The 15,595-nt window shown below is 64.9% G+C and carries 11 protein-coding genes; 2 read left to right on the top strand and 9 right to left on the bottom strand.

Translation table 11 applies throughout. The features are described 5' to 3' along the window. Window positions 1-53: 53 nt before the first annotated feature. Window positions 54-2,930, bottom strand: coding sequence for an alpha-amylase family glycosyl hydrolase (locus ACZ9BC_RS03430; protein WP_476244728.1), 2,877 nt, complete (start codon window positions 2,928-2,930; stop codon window positions 54-56). 508 nt (window positions 2,931-3,438) lie between these two features. Then, window positions 3,439-4,485: a lactonase family protein gene (locus tag ACZ9BC_RS03435; RefSeq protein WP_476244729.1), complete on the bottom strand. Its 1,047-nt coding sequence runs from the start codon at window positions 4,483-4,485 to the stop codon at window positions 3,439-3,441. 197 nt (window positions 4,486-4,682) lie between these two features. Between ACZ9BC_RS03435 and ACZ9BC_RS03440 the strand changes: the two genes are divergently transcribed. Further along, entirely contained in the window at window positions 4,683-5,519 is an 837-nt protein-coding gene (locus ACZ9BC_RS03440) for a putative protein N(5)-glutamine methyltransferase (RefSeq protein ID WP_476244730.1), read from the top strand. A gap of 237 nt (window positions 5,520-5,756) precedes the next feature. Here the strand turns inward: ACZ9BC_RS03440 and ACZ9BC_RS03445 are convergent, their stop codons facing one another. Beyond that, window positions 5,757-7,976: an HNH endonuclease signature motif containing protein gene (locus ACZ9BC_RS03445; RefSeq protein WP_476244731.1), complete on the bottom strand. Its 2,220-nt coding sequence runs from the start codon at window positions 7,974-7,976 to the stop codon at window positions 5,757-5,759. Window positions 7,977-8,193: 217 nt separating this feature from the next. Between ACZ9BC_RS03445 and ACZ9BC_RS03450 the strand changes: the two genes are divergently transcribed. Then, window positions 8,194-8,796 carry a DM13 domain-containing protein gene (locus ACZ9BC_RS03450; protein ID WP_476244732.1) on the top strand — a complete coding sequence of 201 codons (603 nt, stop codon included), beginning with the start codon at window positions 8,194-8,196 and terminating at the stop codon, window positions 8,794-8,796. A 159-nt stretch (window positions 8,797-8,955) separates the two neighbouring features. On the opposite strand, the gene ACZ9BC_RS03455 is transcribed toward ACZ9BC_RS03450, so the two are convergent. From ACZ9BC_RS03455 to ACZ9BC_RS03480, 6 genes are all read right to left on the bottom strand, one after another. Continuing rightward, window positions 8,956-9,525, bottom strand: coding sequence for a hypothetical protein (locus ACZ9BC_RS03455; protein ID WP_476244733.1), 570 nt, complete (start codon window positions 9,523-9,525; stop codon window positions 8,956-8,958). A 113-nt stretch (window positions 9,526-9,638) separates the two neighbouring features. Further along, complete coding sequence (locus ACZ9BC_RS03460; protein ID WP_079598656.1) at window positions 9,639-9,905, bottom strand: GlsB/YeaQ/YmgE family stress response membrane protein; 267 nt, start codon at window positions 9,903-9,905, stop codon at window positions 9,639-9,641. A gap of 133 nt (window positions 9,906-10,038) precedes the next feature. Beyond that, complete coding sequence (locus tag ACZ9BC_RS03465) at window positions 10,039-10,872, bottom strand: aldo/keto reductase (protein ID WP_476244734.1); 834 nt, start codon at window positions 10,870-10,872, stop codon at window positions 10,039-10,041. 28 nt (window positions 10,873-10,900) lie between these two features. Beyond that, the gene (locus tag ACZ9BC_RS03470) at window positions 10,901-13,453 is read right to left on the bottom strand and encodes a rhamnogalacturonan lyase (protein ID WP_476244735.1); all 2,553 of its coding nucleotides are present in this window, start codon (window positions 13,451-13,453) and stop codon (window positions 10,901-10,903) included. A 148-nt stretch (window positions 13,454-13,601) separates the two neighbouring features. Then, on the bottom strand, window positions 13,602-14,627 hold the full coding sequence (locus tag ACZ9BC_RS03475) for an SDR family oxidoreductase (protein ID WP_476244736.1): 1,026 nt from the start codon (window positions 14,625-14,627) through the stop codon (window positions 13,602-13,604). Beyond that, entirely contained in the window at window positions 14,621-15,592 is a 972-nt protein-coding gene (locus ACZ9BC_RS03480) for an aldo/keto reductase (RefSeq protein WP_476244737.1), read from the bottom strand. Before ACZ9BC_RS03480 ends, ACZ9BC_RS03475 begins: the two co-directional genes overlap by 7 nt. Between the last annotated feature and the right edge of the window lie 3 nt (window positions 15,593-15,595).

A 15,595-nucleotide genomic window follows, 5' to 3' on the forward strand; every position in this document is an offset into this window, starting at 1 on the left:
CTGACCCCGCGTTGCTTGTAGAAGCGGGCCTACGTTACTGCTGTTCCGGTTAGCTAACCCGCCGTGATGATGTGGTTGAAGTGGTCGTAGCGGAAGGTGACTGGTCCGCCGTCGTGCTCATACGGAATGTTGGCGCCGGGGGACACCCCGCCTGCGCCGTAGCTGACGTCCCAGTTACGGTTCAGGGCTGCCTTGAACTCGTAACTGCCCGCAGGAAGGTTCCCGACGGTCAGTTTCCACACGAGATCAGCCGGGTCCAGGGTGAGCTGGGCCTGGTCGCAGCTGGGCTCCCAGTCCGTTGCGCAGCCCAATGCCGTGTTGAGGCTGCCCGCCACGGCCACCGCTGAGGGCTGCTGGGATGCATACACAGCACTGATGACATGCGTGCTGTTGTCATAGCGGAACGTCACTGTGCCCCCCGGGTGGTCAAGCAGGATGTCCCCTCCGCCGGCGGAGCCGCCGGCTCCGTAACTCACATCCCAGGTGCCGTTGAGCGCGGCCTTGTACTCGTACTGTCCCTTCGGCAGGTCCTCCACCGTCAGGCGCCAGATCTTGTCCGCGGGGTCCAGCTTCAGCATGGCCTGTGTACAGGATGGCTGCCACGGTTCGGTACAGCCCATCAGCTGGTTCATGGATCCGGCCACCGTCACAGAGTCCGGCTGCGGCGCGTCACCCACTGTCACGGTCCGCACGTCGCTGACCACGTTGAAACCGGCTCCTGTCATGGAGGCGCGGTACCGCACAGTGATGCCGTCCGCCAGCCCGGACACGTCATCTGTTACCGAGTAGACGGGCGACGAATCGTCGGTGCCGACGGCAGTCCACTCGCCGCCGCCCACGCTGCGCTCGAAGGACACCACATGGCTGGCCTTCTCCGGGTCGGCGGTGGCGCTGAGTTCCACCGTGCCCTTGGCGCTGCTGCCTTCCACGGGCTTCTGCAGGGTCAGCAACGGGGCTGGAACGCTTGCCGTGCGCGGCTGGCTCGTGGCCGTGTGTCCGCCGTTGTCCAGCACGGTGGCGCGGTACTCCACAGCAGTGCCGGCGTTCAGGTCCGCGACATCGTGGAACACCTGGTAGGGCGCCGTGTCGTCGGTGCCGATCGCCTGCCAGTCCCCGCCTGCCTTCTTCGCTTCGAAGGTGACCTCGTAGAACGAGGAACCGCCGACGTCGGCCGTCACCTTGACGCGCCCGTTGTCACCGGGCGCCGCCGCCGGCTCCTGGAGGACGACGGCGGGAGCGTCCTTTGAGTGCGGGATCCTGCCTGAGGACTGGTACACCACGGCGGAAAGCGGCGGGACGGTGACCGTCAGCTTTCCGTCTGCGGAGGTCTTGGCTTCCTCTGCCCCATTACCGTACACGCGGGTGTAGTTGCGCTTGGCGATGTAGGTGGGGACCTCCGCTGTCTGGGCCTGCTCACTGTTGTTCAGTGCCACCACATACTCGCGCAGGTCTTCGGCGTCCGTCCGGGAGAAGGCATAAATTCCGGCACCCTCGGATGCGTAGCGGTGCTGGTGGGCGCCGTCCCGCAGCGCGGGATGCTCCTTTGTCAGGGCAGCCAGCTCACTGATCTTGGCGTACAGAGGGTGGCTAGTGTCGAAGTTGTCCGTCGCGTGGGTGGCGTTGGTTCCCAGCAGGTCGTCGTCGAGGTACTCCGGAACCTGGCTGGCGAACAGCGTCTGCCGGGCGTCCTGGTCCCCGCCGGGGCCGGTGAAGCCCTGCTCGTCACCGTAGTAGATCACGGGGTTGCCGCGCGAGAAGAACATCAGCTCATGGGCCAGCCGGTCGCGGGCCACCTGCTCGGCGTCGGTTGACCCTGGGTTGTCCGTGGCGATGAAGCTGCCAATGCGGCCCATGTCGTGGTTTCCCAGGAAGGTGGGCAGCTGGTAGACGTTGGAATCGGCGTCGGTGTACCAGTCGTCGCCGGCAAAGAAGGTCTCCAGGCTCTTCGTGTCCTGGCTCTTCGAGGCGAAGTTGCGGGCGGCGTCCTGGAACGGGAAGTCGAGCACTGCCTGCATTTGGTTCCGTGTGGTGAACTGCGAGGTGAAGCTCTTGCTGGTGTCGAAGACCTCGCCGAACATAAAGAACTCGTCCTTGCCCTGTTCCTTGGCATAGTTGAGGACGTCCGGGCCGAATTCCTGCCAGAACTCGTTGTTGACGTGCTTCATGGTGTCGATCCGGAAGCCGTCCACGCCGAAGTCGCGGATCCACGACATGTAGATCTCCTTCATGCCGTCCACCACGGTGGGGTGCTCGGTGAAGAGGTCATCCAGGCCGAAGAAGTCGCCGTAGTAAGCGTCCTCGCCTGCAAAGGTGGTGTCGCCGCGGTTGTGGTAAAGCGTGGGATCGTTCAGCCAGTCCGGAACTTTGAGGTCCTCTTCGCCCGGTTGCAGGACAGGAACGTAGGGGAAGGACGTCGCGGGGTCGAGCTTCGGAAAGCTGCCTGAGCCTGCGAAGTCACGGTCATCGAATTCCTCGCCGTCCGCGGTTCTATAGGGCTCTGCATCCTTGGACGTGTAGCCCTTGCGCGCGCCTTTCCCATCGGCGTCCTCGTAACCGATGACGTCTGCAGTGTGGTTGGTGATGATGTCGAAGTACACCTTCATGCCGCGGGCGTGGGCCTCATCGATGAGGGTCTTGAGTTCTGCATTGGTGCCCAGGTGCGGATCGATCTGGGTGAAGTCGGTGATCCAGTAGCCGTGGTAGCCGGCGGACTTGTCCTCCGGCTGGACGGCCTTGTTCTTGAAACTGGGGGTAAGCCAGATGGAGGTGGTGCCCAGGCCCTGGATGTAGTCGATCTTGTCCAGGAGGCCTGCGAGGTCTCCTCCGTTGTAGAAGCCCTTTTTGGTTGGATCAAAACCCGACACCATGGGATCGGAGCCGAGGCCGCCCTGATCGTTTGCTGTGCTGCCGTTGCTGAACCGGTCCGCCATGACAAAGTAGAAGTTTTCGTCAGTGACAGGGGCACGGAGTGAGTGGGCCGCGGCTACCGAACCCGGGTCCTTTTTACCGGGGGCGGCCTGGGCGGGAATTACTGCGGCCGAAACGGCGACAGCTGCTGCGAGGAGCCCTGCTGCCGACCGGAAAGCGGCTGTGCGCGCTGGAGTTCCGGTATGGTGTGCTGTCGTTTTTGCGCACGGGGGCGCGCTGGATGGGGTGCGGAATATCAAGGTTGAGACCTTCCTGGAGAGCGGCGCTGCTGTACAGGCTTGCGGTGGCAAGGTTGTGCGGCGAGGATGCCGGGTGCACAAGACAGAATGCAGACTTGTGAACCACGTCACAACTGTAAGCGCTTGCACCGGATAACTCCAGCGTTTAGGTAATGGCACTTCCCCCTAAGATCCCAGTTCCCGGAAGCCCCCCGTCAGGCACTTATCCGGGCGTCGGGGCTTCAGGCGCCGGGACTTCAGCCGCCCGCACTACGACCGTGCCCGTCAGGGATCACCCCGCGGGCACCAACGCGGTTGGCGATGGCGCGGCGACATCGTGGATCACGGGACCGGGCAGTCCGGTGATCGGGTCCAGGACGAACGTGGCAATGTTGTCCGAGCGTTCATGGGCTACATGGAGCCGCGTTCCCCGCACCAGGTGATGACGGGGCCAGTCGCCGCCGCTGGGTGTGTCCTTTACAGGCAGCAACTCGGTGCCGCCGGAGCCGACTTCCAAGGTGCTGATGATGTTGGTGCCGCGGACGCCGGCATAGGCGTAGTTGCCGTTCTGGCTGAGGCAGATCTCGGCCGCGGAGTCGCCCTGCTGGCTGCCGCCCGATGTGGCCGGGCCCCGGAAAACAAGTTCGAAGGTGCCCGCTTCGGGCCGGACGATGAAGACCTCCACGGAGTACTCGGAGACCACAAAGACGCTGCCGCTGGAGTGCTGCACCAGGTGGCGGGGGCCGCTGCCGAAAGGGAGGGCCACTTCGTGGTCCGCGACGAGGCCTGTGCCGGGCACGTAGTTCCAGATGCGTAGGGTGTCATGGCCCAGATCGGTGGTCATGATGCGTCCATCCTGGAGCATCAGGCTCGCATGGGCCCGGCTTTGCCGTGGTTCGCCGGGAGAAAGGCTGGCGTGCGGGTCCGCCGATGGTGGGGCGGGGAAGCGCCCTGTTATGCCGCCGTCGGAATCCAGCTCATAGAGAAGGACCTGGCCGTCGCCCCAGCAGGCGGCGGTGACGAAGCGGCCTTGCGGGTCAACGGCAACATGGCAGGTGGCCTCGCCAGCCGGCTGCGGTGCCCCTTGGGGCTCAAGGCCAAATTCTCCAGCCCTGCGGTACGCCTGCACCATCTTCCGTTGCTCCGCCACGGCGTACACAACGGGAATCGTGGGGTGCACGGCAACGAACGACGGCGACTGCGCAGCCACGGCGGTGCCCAGCCATTCAAGGCTGCCGTCCTGGTATGTGCGGAGGGCGCCGATGCCCTCGGCCCGGCCACCTCCATCCGGGGTGTAGGTGCCGGTCCAGATGATGGTGTTGTCCGTGGCGGAGGTCATGGGTCCATCCTGCCAACAATTCTGCTTCCTTCGGGTGCAACCCGGCGTCCGTTAGCATGGAATTTCCAGCCACGGCAGAAGGAGGCGAGTCCGATGACCGCTGTACCAGTTTCGGGTTCACCCTTGCACCGCTGTCCGGTCCGCCGCTTGGCCTAGATCACGTGCGGGTGCCCATCGGCTCACCGAAAGGGCGTTCCATGCCGGCTCCTGAATCATCAACCGTTTCCCCTACTTTTGCCCGAGTCGTTTCCGAACTGCGACGGGCCGGCTGCGTTTTCGCCGAGGAGGAGGCGGAACTCCTCATAGCTGAGGCTTCCGACGCCGTGGAACTGGAGGGCGATGTCCGGCGCCGGGCGGCTGGCATCCCGCTGGAGTACATCCTGGGCTGGGCCGAGTTCGCCGGCCGGCGCATCAAGGTGGAACCGGGTGTTTTTGTGCCGCGCCGCAGAACCGAGCTGCTGGTGAACGAGGCTGCCCTAATTCTCAAGGCCGCTGGTGCTTCGCAAGCCCGTGTGGTGCTGGACCTCTGCTGCGGGTCCGGGGCAGTGGCCGCTGCGCTTGCAATGCGTGTCCCGAGGCTCGAGCTGCACGCGGCAGACATCGACCCCATCGCTGTCCGTTGTGCCAGAGGAAACGTCGAGCCTATGGGCGGCCACGTACACGAGGGCGATCTCTTCGGCGCACTCCCACTGCTGCTCCGCGGCCGCGTGCAAGTGCTCGCCGTCAACGCGCCGTATGTTCCCACCAGGGCCATCCGGACCATGCCGCCGGAAGCCCGGCTCCATGAGTCAAGACTCTCCCTTGACGGTGGTGCGGACGGTCTCGACGTCCACCGGCGTGTGGCCGCTGCTGCTCCCGACTGGCTTGGTCCTGCAGGTCATCTGCTCATCGAAACGAGCGAGCAGCAGGCCTTGGCAACCGCCTCGATTGTGTCTGCTGCGGGCTTCACCGTAAGGATCGTCCGCTCGGAGGAGTTGGACGGCACGGTTGTTGTCGGGGTGCTGCCTGACTTTGCCGGAGCACTGCCGCGCTAGTTCCGAGGGGTTCCCTCCCGGCAGGGCTCGGTACATGTCCTCCGGACGTCCTCCGCCTATTCAACGAGGGGCCTCGGGTCGCACCTATCCAAGGAGCGGCATCGGTTGGAGTTGAACTCCCCGGGACAACGATTACGCATGGGCCCATGACCGCCGCCAGTTGAGACAATTCCGGTGCCGTGCCTCCATGCAAGCGTGGGCGGTCTGCGGATCAGTCACCTGCTTCGGCGCGTGACATCACTCGGCTGCTCCTTCGGGCTCCCCCCTTTTATTCCCTGGGGTGGGGCGGGGTGGTGGTGGGGGTTTGAAGTAGTGGTTTTGTTGGGGTTTTTGGGTGGGGTCGATGTGGGGTGGGGGGATGAATGTTGGGGTGCCGTGGGTGGTGGTGATGGTCCATTGTTCTTTGTGGATGAGGTGGTGGTGGTGTGTGCAGAGGAGGGCGCCGTTGGTGGTGGTGGTTGGTCCGCCGTGTGACCAGTAGGTGATGTGGTGGGCTTCGCACCAGGGTGCGGGGATGGTGCAGTTGGGGAAGGTGCAGCCTTGGTCGCGGGCGGTGAGGGCGAGGCGTTGGGCGGGGGTGAAGAGGCGTGTTTTGCGGCCGAGGTCGAGGATTTCGCCGTTGGTGCCCAGGAGTGCGGGGATGATGTCGGCGTCGCAGGCGATTTTGCGCAGGGTAGTGGCGGCGACGGGTCCGGTGAACACGAACGCCCCCGTCCCGGCCCCAGCCCCGCTGTGAGTACCTGCCCCGTTTCCGGCCGCGGTTTCGCTGCCGCCTGTTTCCGTGCCGATGGCCCCTGCACCGGTGCCCGTCTCCGTGCTGGTGGCTGTGTCTGTGGTTGGCCAGGGGTTGTGGTCGGGGTTGGGGTGGTGGGGGAGGAGGTCTTGGTAGTTGATGGTGGCGATGATTTGGGGGCGGTTGCCGCCGGTGGTGGGCAGGGTGTTGGTGGTGAGGGCTGCTTTGACGGCGGAGACGAGACCGTCGAGTTGTTGCTGTGCCCGGGTGCGGCGTTCCAGGTCCACGCCGATTTCCCGGCCCAGGTCCACGCTGGCCTCCCGCCCCGGGTTCGTGCGTTCGTCGGGGTCGGGGTCGGGGTCGAGGTCGGGGTTTGTGGTGCTGGTGTTGGGAGTGGCGGTGCGGGGGTTGGTGGCGGTGTTCATCACGGTGAGGAGGTGTTCGTATTGGTCGGTGGTGGCGAAGATCTCGACGCGGTGCAGGCCGTGGCGTGGTTTGCGGATGAACGCGCCTTGGGTGTGGCGGAGGGCTTCTTCGGTGGGTTCGGTGCCGTCGGCGTCGATGGTGTCGCTCCAGCGCTGGGCCAGGCGGGTGAGGAAGTCGGGGTCGGCGCTCGCGGCGGTGGTGGTGAGGTGCTGTTCGATCCGGTCGAGGGTGTCGGGGGTGGTGTGGTGCTGGAGCCGGTCCAGGGTGGCGGTGATGATGGTCGCGGCGTGTGAGGAGAGCACCGGCCCTGTGATCATGCCCGGATCAGTGGTGGTGTGGGCGGGTTCGCCGGTGGTGTTGGTGGGGGTGAGGGCTGTGGTGAGGTGTTCGCGTGCCGGCGGGAGGGGTTCGCCGGTGAGGCTGGTGCGGGGCAGGGTGTGGTGGGCGAGGGTGAGGCGGCGGCGGGCTTCGCGCAGGGGGATCCTCAGCCGGAGCCGGAGGAACTCGGCGGTGTTCCTGCACCCATCGTCAGCCGGCGACGTCACCACTGATGCTGTTACCACCGAAGAGGTCAGCACAGGGCGGTCGATCCCGGCTGCGGGTGTGGACTGATGAGGTGTTGGGGCGTCGGTTGTGGGGGCGGGCCAGTTCGCGTCGGTCTCGTTGAGGGTCTCGACGCCGTTGGCGTCCCAGCCGGTTACCCAGCCCCGGCCCGGTCGCCCAAGTCGGCCCGCCCTGGCCTGGCTGGTGCGGGCGGTGTCCGCGGCGGTGATGGCCTGGGTCCGGGTCCGGTCCACGGTGGAGGTGGCGAGCAGTTGCAGGTATTCCACGGTCCGGGAAAGGTCCTCGACCTGCCCGGCGAAATTGGCCGCTGAAACATAGTCCGTCCGGGCCAGCTCATCTTGGGCGGCAACAGCAGCTTCCACCAGCAGCCTTCCGATCCCGGCCAAGCCAACCGGATCCTCGACGATGGGTGCAGGGGTGGGATCGGGTGCAATCGGTGACCTGCCCGTCCCGGTGCCAGCGGATGCCGAAAAAGGGGCGGTTTTGGATTCAGGTGCAGCGCTGCCGGGGTCAGGTTCGGATGCAGTCGGGCCGGCGCCGGGGCAGGGGTGTGCGTCAGGAACAGGAATGTCAGCGGCCGGCTTTGCCGGGACGGCGTGAAGGCGCCCGGGCATCCTCAGCGGGGCGTCGCCGTCGTACCCGTCATGCAGGGAACCACCGGCAGCCCGGAGAACCCGCGGGAGCGCGACGGCGGGACTGCCGAACTCCGCAAGCTGCTCCCCAATGGCCTCCATGGGACAACTCTGCCAGCTACCACTGACAAAACAGCGTGCCCAAAACCGCTATGTGGAAAACCGGATGCATCGCTGTCATCCCTCCGTTACTTCACCAGAACCGACAGGATTGCGAGAGCAGCGGGGTCTATAAATCTGTTGGTGGGATCGTCTGAAACTCCTGGTTAAACCCCGGGCCCTCATTGCTTCAATAAACCATTGCGCGGACCATGAAGGCATGCGCAGAACCGATAGTCCTGGCCGTAAGCGGCTGTGGGCGCTTGCAGCAGCAGTCGCCGGCCTGGGCCTGGTGATTGGGCTTGTGGTGTTCAAGCCCTGGCTCCTCTTCGTGGATGTGCGGGTGGATGAGCAGCTCCCGATCGTCGCCAGCGCGCCTGCCGGGACTCCAACTCCCGCCGAACAGATGCCACGTGCCACAGCGCCGGGTGGCTCTGCTGACGCTACCCCGGAGCCGTCAACGCCTTCCGGCCCAAAGCAACTCGCGGTGGGCACGCTGATCAGCCACGAACACACGACGACGGGCACGGTCCGTATCGTCCAGCAGCCGGATGGTTCCCGCTTCCTTACGCTGGAAAACCTCGACACCTCAAACGGGCCCGATGTGCACGTCTGGTTAAGCGCGGCCCATGTGGTGGAGGGGACGGACGGGTGGTTCACCGCAGGCTCTGCCGAGTATTACGATCTGGGCCTCATCAAGGGAAACCAAGGTAACCAGGTTTATGAGATACCCGCCGGAGTGGACCTCTCAAAATACCGGTCAGTGGATTTATGGTGCGTGCAGTTCAGCGTATCTTTCGGTGCTGCTGAACTGGGGGCCTGAGGACTGGAAACCCGCGCCCAGTCAGCGGAAACGCCGCCGGCCGCCGCGTCCCCCAAGGATCGCGACGGCCAGCAATGCGATTCAGTTGTAACACAGAGTTCCCGCAGCCCCCGTGTCAAGAAAAGCTTCCGCGTCATGAAACGGAAGCCGTGGCGTCAGCTAAGGCTTGGAGCCAGCTTCACCGGAGGTGCCCAAGTTGGTTGTTTCCGGGTGGGTGCTGTGGGCGGGGATGTGGTCCTCGCCAAGCTCGCTGTCGTCGCTGAGCGTTCCGGAGGTCCCGGCCGCACCGGTAGTCCCGGCGGACGTGCCAAGGGTGCCCGACGTGCCAAGGGTGGCTGACGTCCCGAGCGTATCCGTAGTGCCGGCAGTGCCCGACGTGCCGAACCCGCCCGATGTACCCGAAGTACCAGCAGCACCGGTACCGGAGGCACCCGCGGAAGTGGCGTCGTCGGAGGTGGTGGACTTGGCGCCGCCCGGGGAGCTGTCACGGTGCATGGCAGAGCCAATGACGGTGCCTGCCCGGCGTGCCGCCTCGGTCAGCTGGTCAGCAACATCGGGTGCCTTTTCCTTGATGGCTTCGGTGGCAACAGCCACTTTGTCCTGGACAGGCTTGCTGTCCCAGATGCCCGCTGCCCGCGCCTTGAGCTTGTCGTAAGCGGCGCGGCCGGACCGCGATCCGAGGACGTAGCCCGCGGCAATTCCAACGCCCAAAAGAAGTTTGTTTTTCACGATGAACTCCTGCTCCGTGAGAAGGTTTTCAGTTCCGGCCTCGTGGCCGGGAAAGTGAAAACCGGCCTGGGGGATTGTGGTCCCCAGGCCGGTTTCCTGGCTTGCGCGCCGTGTTAGCCGCGCACGCTGCGCTTGGTGATCATGCCGTACACCAGCAGCACGATGAGTGCGCCACCGATGGCCAGCAGCCACGTCTGCAGGGAGAAGAACTCCTGCAGTCCGGTGCCAAAGATCATGCCGCCGATCCAGCCGCCGAGGAGGGCCCCAACGACGCCGAGCACGAGGGTGATGAGCCAGCCGCCACCCTGACGACCCGGAAGGATCGCCTTAGCGATCGCACCAGCAATAAGTCCGAGAATCAGAAATGCAATAAATCCCATTTTTCGTTCCTCTTCCTAAGTAAAGGAGGCCTCCGGATCCCGGAAGCACTTCATCCTTCTGCATCAATAGTAATCATGCTTACTATCTCTTTGCCAACCCCGAAGATAACAAAAAGCGCACTTCAGGCCTGTTTTAGTGCCCGGTTACGTCGGAATCATTGCCGGCCCCGGGACCCTCGTCGAGGATGGACAATTCCGCGAGATCCTGCGGATCCAGGGCGAAATCAAAGATGTCCAGGTTCTCCCTCATCCGGTCCGGATCAGCAGTTTTCGGAATCGTTACAAGTCCATGCTGAATGTGCCATCTCAGGACCAGCTGACCGGGTGTTTTTCCGTGCTTTTCGGCCAGCTGCGACAGGATGGGAGCACCCAGCAGGCCTGCCCCGGATCCGCCCAGCGGGCTGTAGGACTCCGTGACAATCCCATGCTTTTCATGGAACTCCCGCTCGGGGCCCCGCGTAATGGCCGGAGTGAGCTGAATCTGGTTGACCGCAGGGACCACGTCGGTCTCCGCCATAAGCCGTTCCAGGTGGGCAGGCTTGAAGTTTGAGACCCCGATGGACCGGACTTTGCCCTCCGCTTGCAGCCGTTCGAATGTTTTCCACGTGGAGATGTACTCATCCCGCGCAGGCAGGGGCCAGTGGATCAGCAGCAGGTCCACGTACTCCAGCCCAAGCCGCTTCAGCGAGCCCTCCAGGCCCTCCACCGCCCTGTCGTTGCCCTGGAACTGGCCGTCCAGCTTGGTGGTGATGAAGAGCTCGCTGCGGTCCGTGCCGCTGGCGCGGATGCCGTTGCCGACACCGCGTTCATTGCCGTACTTCACGGCGGTATCGATATGCCGGTAGCCGGCTTCCAAGGCCTGCACGACGGCGGTGGCCGCCTGATCGTCATCCAGCGGCCAGGTGCCAAGACCCAGCTGCGGGATGGAGTATCCGTCATTGAGTTTGATGAGCGGTGCAAGTGTCATTTGAACAGTCTCTCCCGTAGAGGGCGTCCTAGCCCCCAAAAGCCCGGAGAATATTCTCCGCATTGTGGTTCAGCACCACCCGGGCAGTGTCCGATACCTGGTCCGGGCCCTTCTGCTGGGCAAGGAAGTCCACAAAGCGCTGGACGGTCCGGGCGGCCTTGCCGGCGTCGCCATCCTCCACCGCCTTGGCTGCCTGCTGGACGCTGGCAGCCAACTGGCTGGCTACCGGTCCCGCAACATCACCCGAATCCACGAGGTCCTCCAGGACGTGCTCCAGTGCCTTGACGCTGCCCGGCAGCCATGCCGCGCGCAGGGGGACATTGGCGAAGTCCATATCCGAGGCGAAATAGAAGTCGGTGTACGACGGCTGGTTGTAGGTGGTGTTCTGCCGGGCAACCTCGGCGCGGTACTGCGGATCGTGCATCAGTGTGTACAGCTTGTGGCTGGTCACTTCCGTGCTCATGTACATCCGCAGGGCGGAACTGTCGGCAGTGCGGACGAGCATTTCCTCGCGCCAGTCGCCCACCACGTCCGCCACCAGGCTAGGCGTGCCCTTGGTGCCGTTGTTGGTTCGGGTGCCGTCCGCGGTCAACAGCCGGCCGCGCTTCCAGTCGTCGATGGTGGGAGTCTGGTCGCCGGAGCCGTTGATGATCTGGGTGGTCATGTCCGCCGCCCACTTGATGCTCATGTTGGTGCCGGGCCCGGTGGTGGAGAGCTTGTCGCCGTCGGCGGACTGCATGCCGATGGCCCAGTTCTCGATGCCGGGTACGGCCGGATCCACATCGCCGATCATGCCGCGGCCGGTGTCCTTGCCAGAGTAGTCACCGAACAGCACTTCGCCGTTGGCGGCGTCGCGCATGGCGTAGCCGTAGGGCGCGTAGGTGGCGCCCTCGTGGACCGTGAAGATCTCCTTGCCGGGCCGTGCCGGATCGATGTCCGTCACGTGCATCGCATCGCCGTGGCCCAGCCGCGCCGCTTCGCCGGGCGCGGCGCTGCCGGTGGGCAGTGTGCCGAACGAGCTGTACAGCAGCGAGCCGTCGTCGTCGATCGTTGCGGAGCCGTAGACGATCTCCTGCTTGCCGTCGCCGTCCACGTCCGACGCGCTCAGCGAGTGGAAGCCCTGTGTGGTGAGCTTCCCGTACTCCGGATCGGTTCCATCGCGGCCGTGCGGCGAATCGTTGAACGGGTTGGTCATGGGTGTCCAGCCCGAGTCGATGTTCCACACGGGAGAGAGGTCGGTGCCGTCCCAGGTGTAGGTGGCCAGGGTGGTGCGGGTGTAGTAGCCCCGGGCGAAGACCGCCGCTGGCTTCTTGCCGTCGAGGTAGGCGACGCCGGCGAGGAACCGGTCCACGCGGTTGCCAGGCTCGATGCGGCCCATGGCGTAGTCGCCCCACATCAACCCGTCGTCGTGCCTGCCGGGCTCGTAGGCTACTGTCTTCAGCTCCTTGCCGGTGGCACCCTCGAAGACGGTGAGGTACTCCGGCCCGGACACGATGAAGCCCTCGAAGGCGCGCAGGTTGTTCCGGGCGCTGCGCGAGGGGGCATAGGCGTCCATGAAGTGGTTGGCCAGCGCCTCCGCGTCGGCCTTGGACAGCGGGTATTGGTACTGGGGAGCGATGCCGAACGCCTCCTCCAGCGTGGCGGGCCAGTTGCCGGCCTTGACCTCCGGGTGCTCGGTCCAGCCCTGGAACGTCTTGACCATGTGCTGGTAGTAGTCCGCCGCGCTCATCCGGTAGTCGTCCGTGTTGGCGTAGCCGGCGTCGACGTCGGACTGCAGCAGGGTGATGAACGCGCTGGAGGCGATGCTGCCGTCCGCGTTGTAGTTGGTGCTCTTGGTTCCCGGTGCGGTCTTCATCATCATCTCGGCGCGCCCGTCGCCGTCGAAATCGTTGACCAGCAGTTGCGTGTAATGCGCGCCGGAGCGGATGTTCACGCCCAGGTCGATCCGGTGCAGGAGTGTGCCGTCCGCTTTGTAGGTGTCCACGTAGGTGTTGCCCGTGTAGCCCACCTGTGAGACGTCCTTGGAGTTGTTCGGGTCCCATTTGACGATGAACTCGTACTGGCCGTCACCGTCCACGTCGCCCACCGACGCGTCGTTGGCCGCGTAGGTGTAGGCCTGCCCGGACGGCGTGACACCGTCGGCCGGCTTCTTCAGCGGGATGTCCTTGAAGTTGCCGCCCCAGGATGTGGCGGTTGCGCTGCGGTCCAGTTCAACGCCCCCGACGACGGCCCGCACCTGGTACTGCGACGCTGCGGTTCCAGCGGGGTCCAGGTAGTTGGTGCTGTCGGTGACGGTGACGAGCTTCTGGCCGTCGCGGTACACGGTGAAGTCGGTCCCGGTAAGGCCGGTGGCTGAGGACCCGGTGGCTTCATGCCCCAGGAGGCGCCAGCTCAGGAAGACGCCCTCGGACGTTCCGGCGGCCACCAGTCCACGGTCGAGGTGGTCCAGCTGGACGGCGGGGCTGGCGGGCTTGGCCGAGGGTCCGACGGCGGATGCAGGGGCAGCGAGGCAGCCAATGGTCAGTGCGAGGCCGACGGCCCCTACCGAGAGGAGGCGCAGGGGAGTCCTGTGGGGATTCATCGATGAATCCTTTCAATCGTGAGACGGGAAAACGCTTCCCCAGTAACTTAGAGTGGGGGGAGGGCACAAAACAAGCCCTTGCAAGAGTTGCTCGAAGAGGGTATTTAGAACGTTGTAGAAACGCCGGAAACCAAGCACGGCGCCGCCGTTAGACGCCCTTGCGTGCCCACCCGGTAAGGCGGTCGCTGAGGTCCATGTAGCTCCGGTCCACCACCTGCAGTCCGGGGTTGGCGTCATACCAACGGACAATCTCGCGTGCACCGTCCGCGAAGGGGATGGTGGCCGTGTAATCCGGAACCAAGGATTTGATCTTGGTGTTATCGAAAATCACCGAATGGGACCGGTCGCCGAGCAGGTTGCAGCCAAGTTCAGGGCTGTGCGCAGCGATGGTTTCGGACGCAACGTGGACGAGGTCAGGCTCAGGGGTGCCCGCGGCCCACGCGAACAGCCGGTAAATCTGGTTCCAGGGCAAGTACTCGTCCGAGGTGATGGTGTAGCTCTCACCCACCGCCTGCGGCCTGCCGAGCAGCCCCACGAAAGCCTTGGCGAAGTCGCGGCTGTGGGTGAGCGTCCAGAGGGATGTGCCGTCGCCGTGCACCAGGACCGGCAGCCCGGAGCGCATCCGGTGGATGTCCGTCCAGCCGCCCACCATGGCGATCTTGGTGCGGTCGTAGGTGTGCGAGGGACGCACCACCGTGAGTGGAAAGTCCTCCTCCCGGTAGGCCCGGTAGAGCAGTTCCTCGCAGGCGATCTTGTCCCGCGAATATTGCCAGAAGGGATTCTTCAGCGGGGTGGACTCCCGGATCGGCAGGCGGGAGGGCGGCTTTTGGTAGGCCGAAGCGGAGCTGATGAAGACGTACTGCCCCGTCCGGCCCCTGAACAGGTCCAGGCTGGCCTGCGCCTGATCCGGAGTGTAGGCAATAAAGTCGGCGACGGCGTCGAACTCCCGCCCGCCCAGCACGTCCCGGACGGAGGCTGCGTCACGGACGTCGGCGGCCAGGACCTCCACCCCTTTCGGGACAGGCCGCGTGGACCGGCCCCGGTTGAGGATGGTCAGCCGGTGGCCCAGCGCGACGGCCCGTTCGGCTGCCGCTGTGCTGATGACCCCGGTGCCGCCGAGAAACAGGATTGTCCTCGGCGCCACCGTATCGGCTTCATGCAGCGGGTCTACCACGCGTAGTCTTCCGGGGCCGTCCGGTGCCCGGGGAAGATGTCGTCCAGCCGTTTGAGGGCATCCGCGTCCAGGGTGACACCAAGGGCGCGGATGGCGGCGTCCAGCTGTTCCTGCGTCCGCGGACCCACAATGGGAGCCGTGATCGCAGGCTGGTGCAGCAGCCAGGCCAGGGCCACGTCTCCGGGTTCGTGCCCCAGTTCGTCTGCAAAGTCCTCGTATTGGCGGATCTGCTCCTCATGCTTCTTCAGCGTCTCCGCTGCCCGTCCCTCGGTGCGGCGGACGCCGTCGCGCTCCTTCTTCAGCACCCCGCCCAGAAGCCCGCCCTGCAGCGGGGACCACGGAATAAGACCGAGGCCGTACTGCTGCGCGGCCGGGATAACCTCGAGCTCCACCTGGCGCATGAACAGGTTGTAGATGGACTGTTCGCTGACCAGTCCGGTGTAGTGCCGCCGGCGGGCCGCTTCCTGCGCCTGGGCAATGTGCCAGCCGGCAAAGTTGCTGCTGCCGGAGTACAGGATCTTGCCCTGCTGCACGGCTACTTCGATGGCCTGCCAGATCTCGTCCCAGGGGGTGTCCCGGTCGATGTGGTGGAACTGGTAGACGTCGATGTAGTCCGTCTGCAGCCGCTTGAGGCTGGCATCCAGGGCGCGGCGGATATTGAGCGCGGACAGCTTGGATTCATTGGGGCGGTCCGTCATGGTGCCGTAAAGCTTGGTGGCCAGCACCGTGTGTTCACGGCGCTCGCCGCCCTTGGCAAACCAGCGTCCGATGATTTCCTCGGTCCATCCACGGTGCCCGGCACCGCCGTAGACGTTGGCGGTATCGAAGAAATTGATGCCGTTGTCATGGGCGGAATCCATGATGCTGTGGGCGTCCGCCTCATCGGTCTGCGGCCCGAAGTTCATGGTGCCCAGGCAGAGTCGGGAGACTTTCAGGCCGGAACGGCCCAGATGGGTGTACTGCATTTG

This window comes from Pseudarthrobacter sp. TE3704 (genome assembly GCF_056279405.1).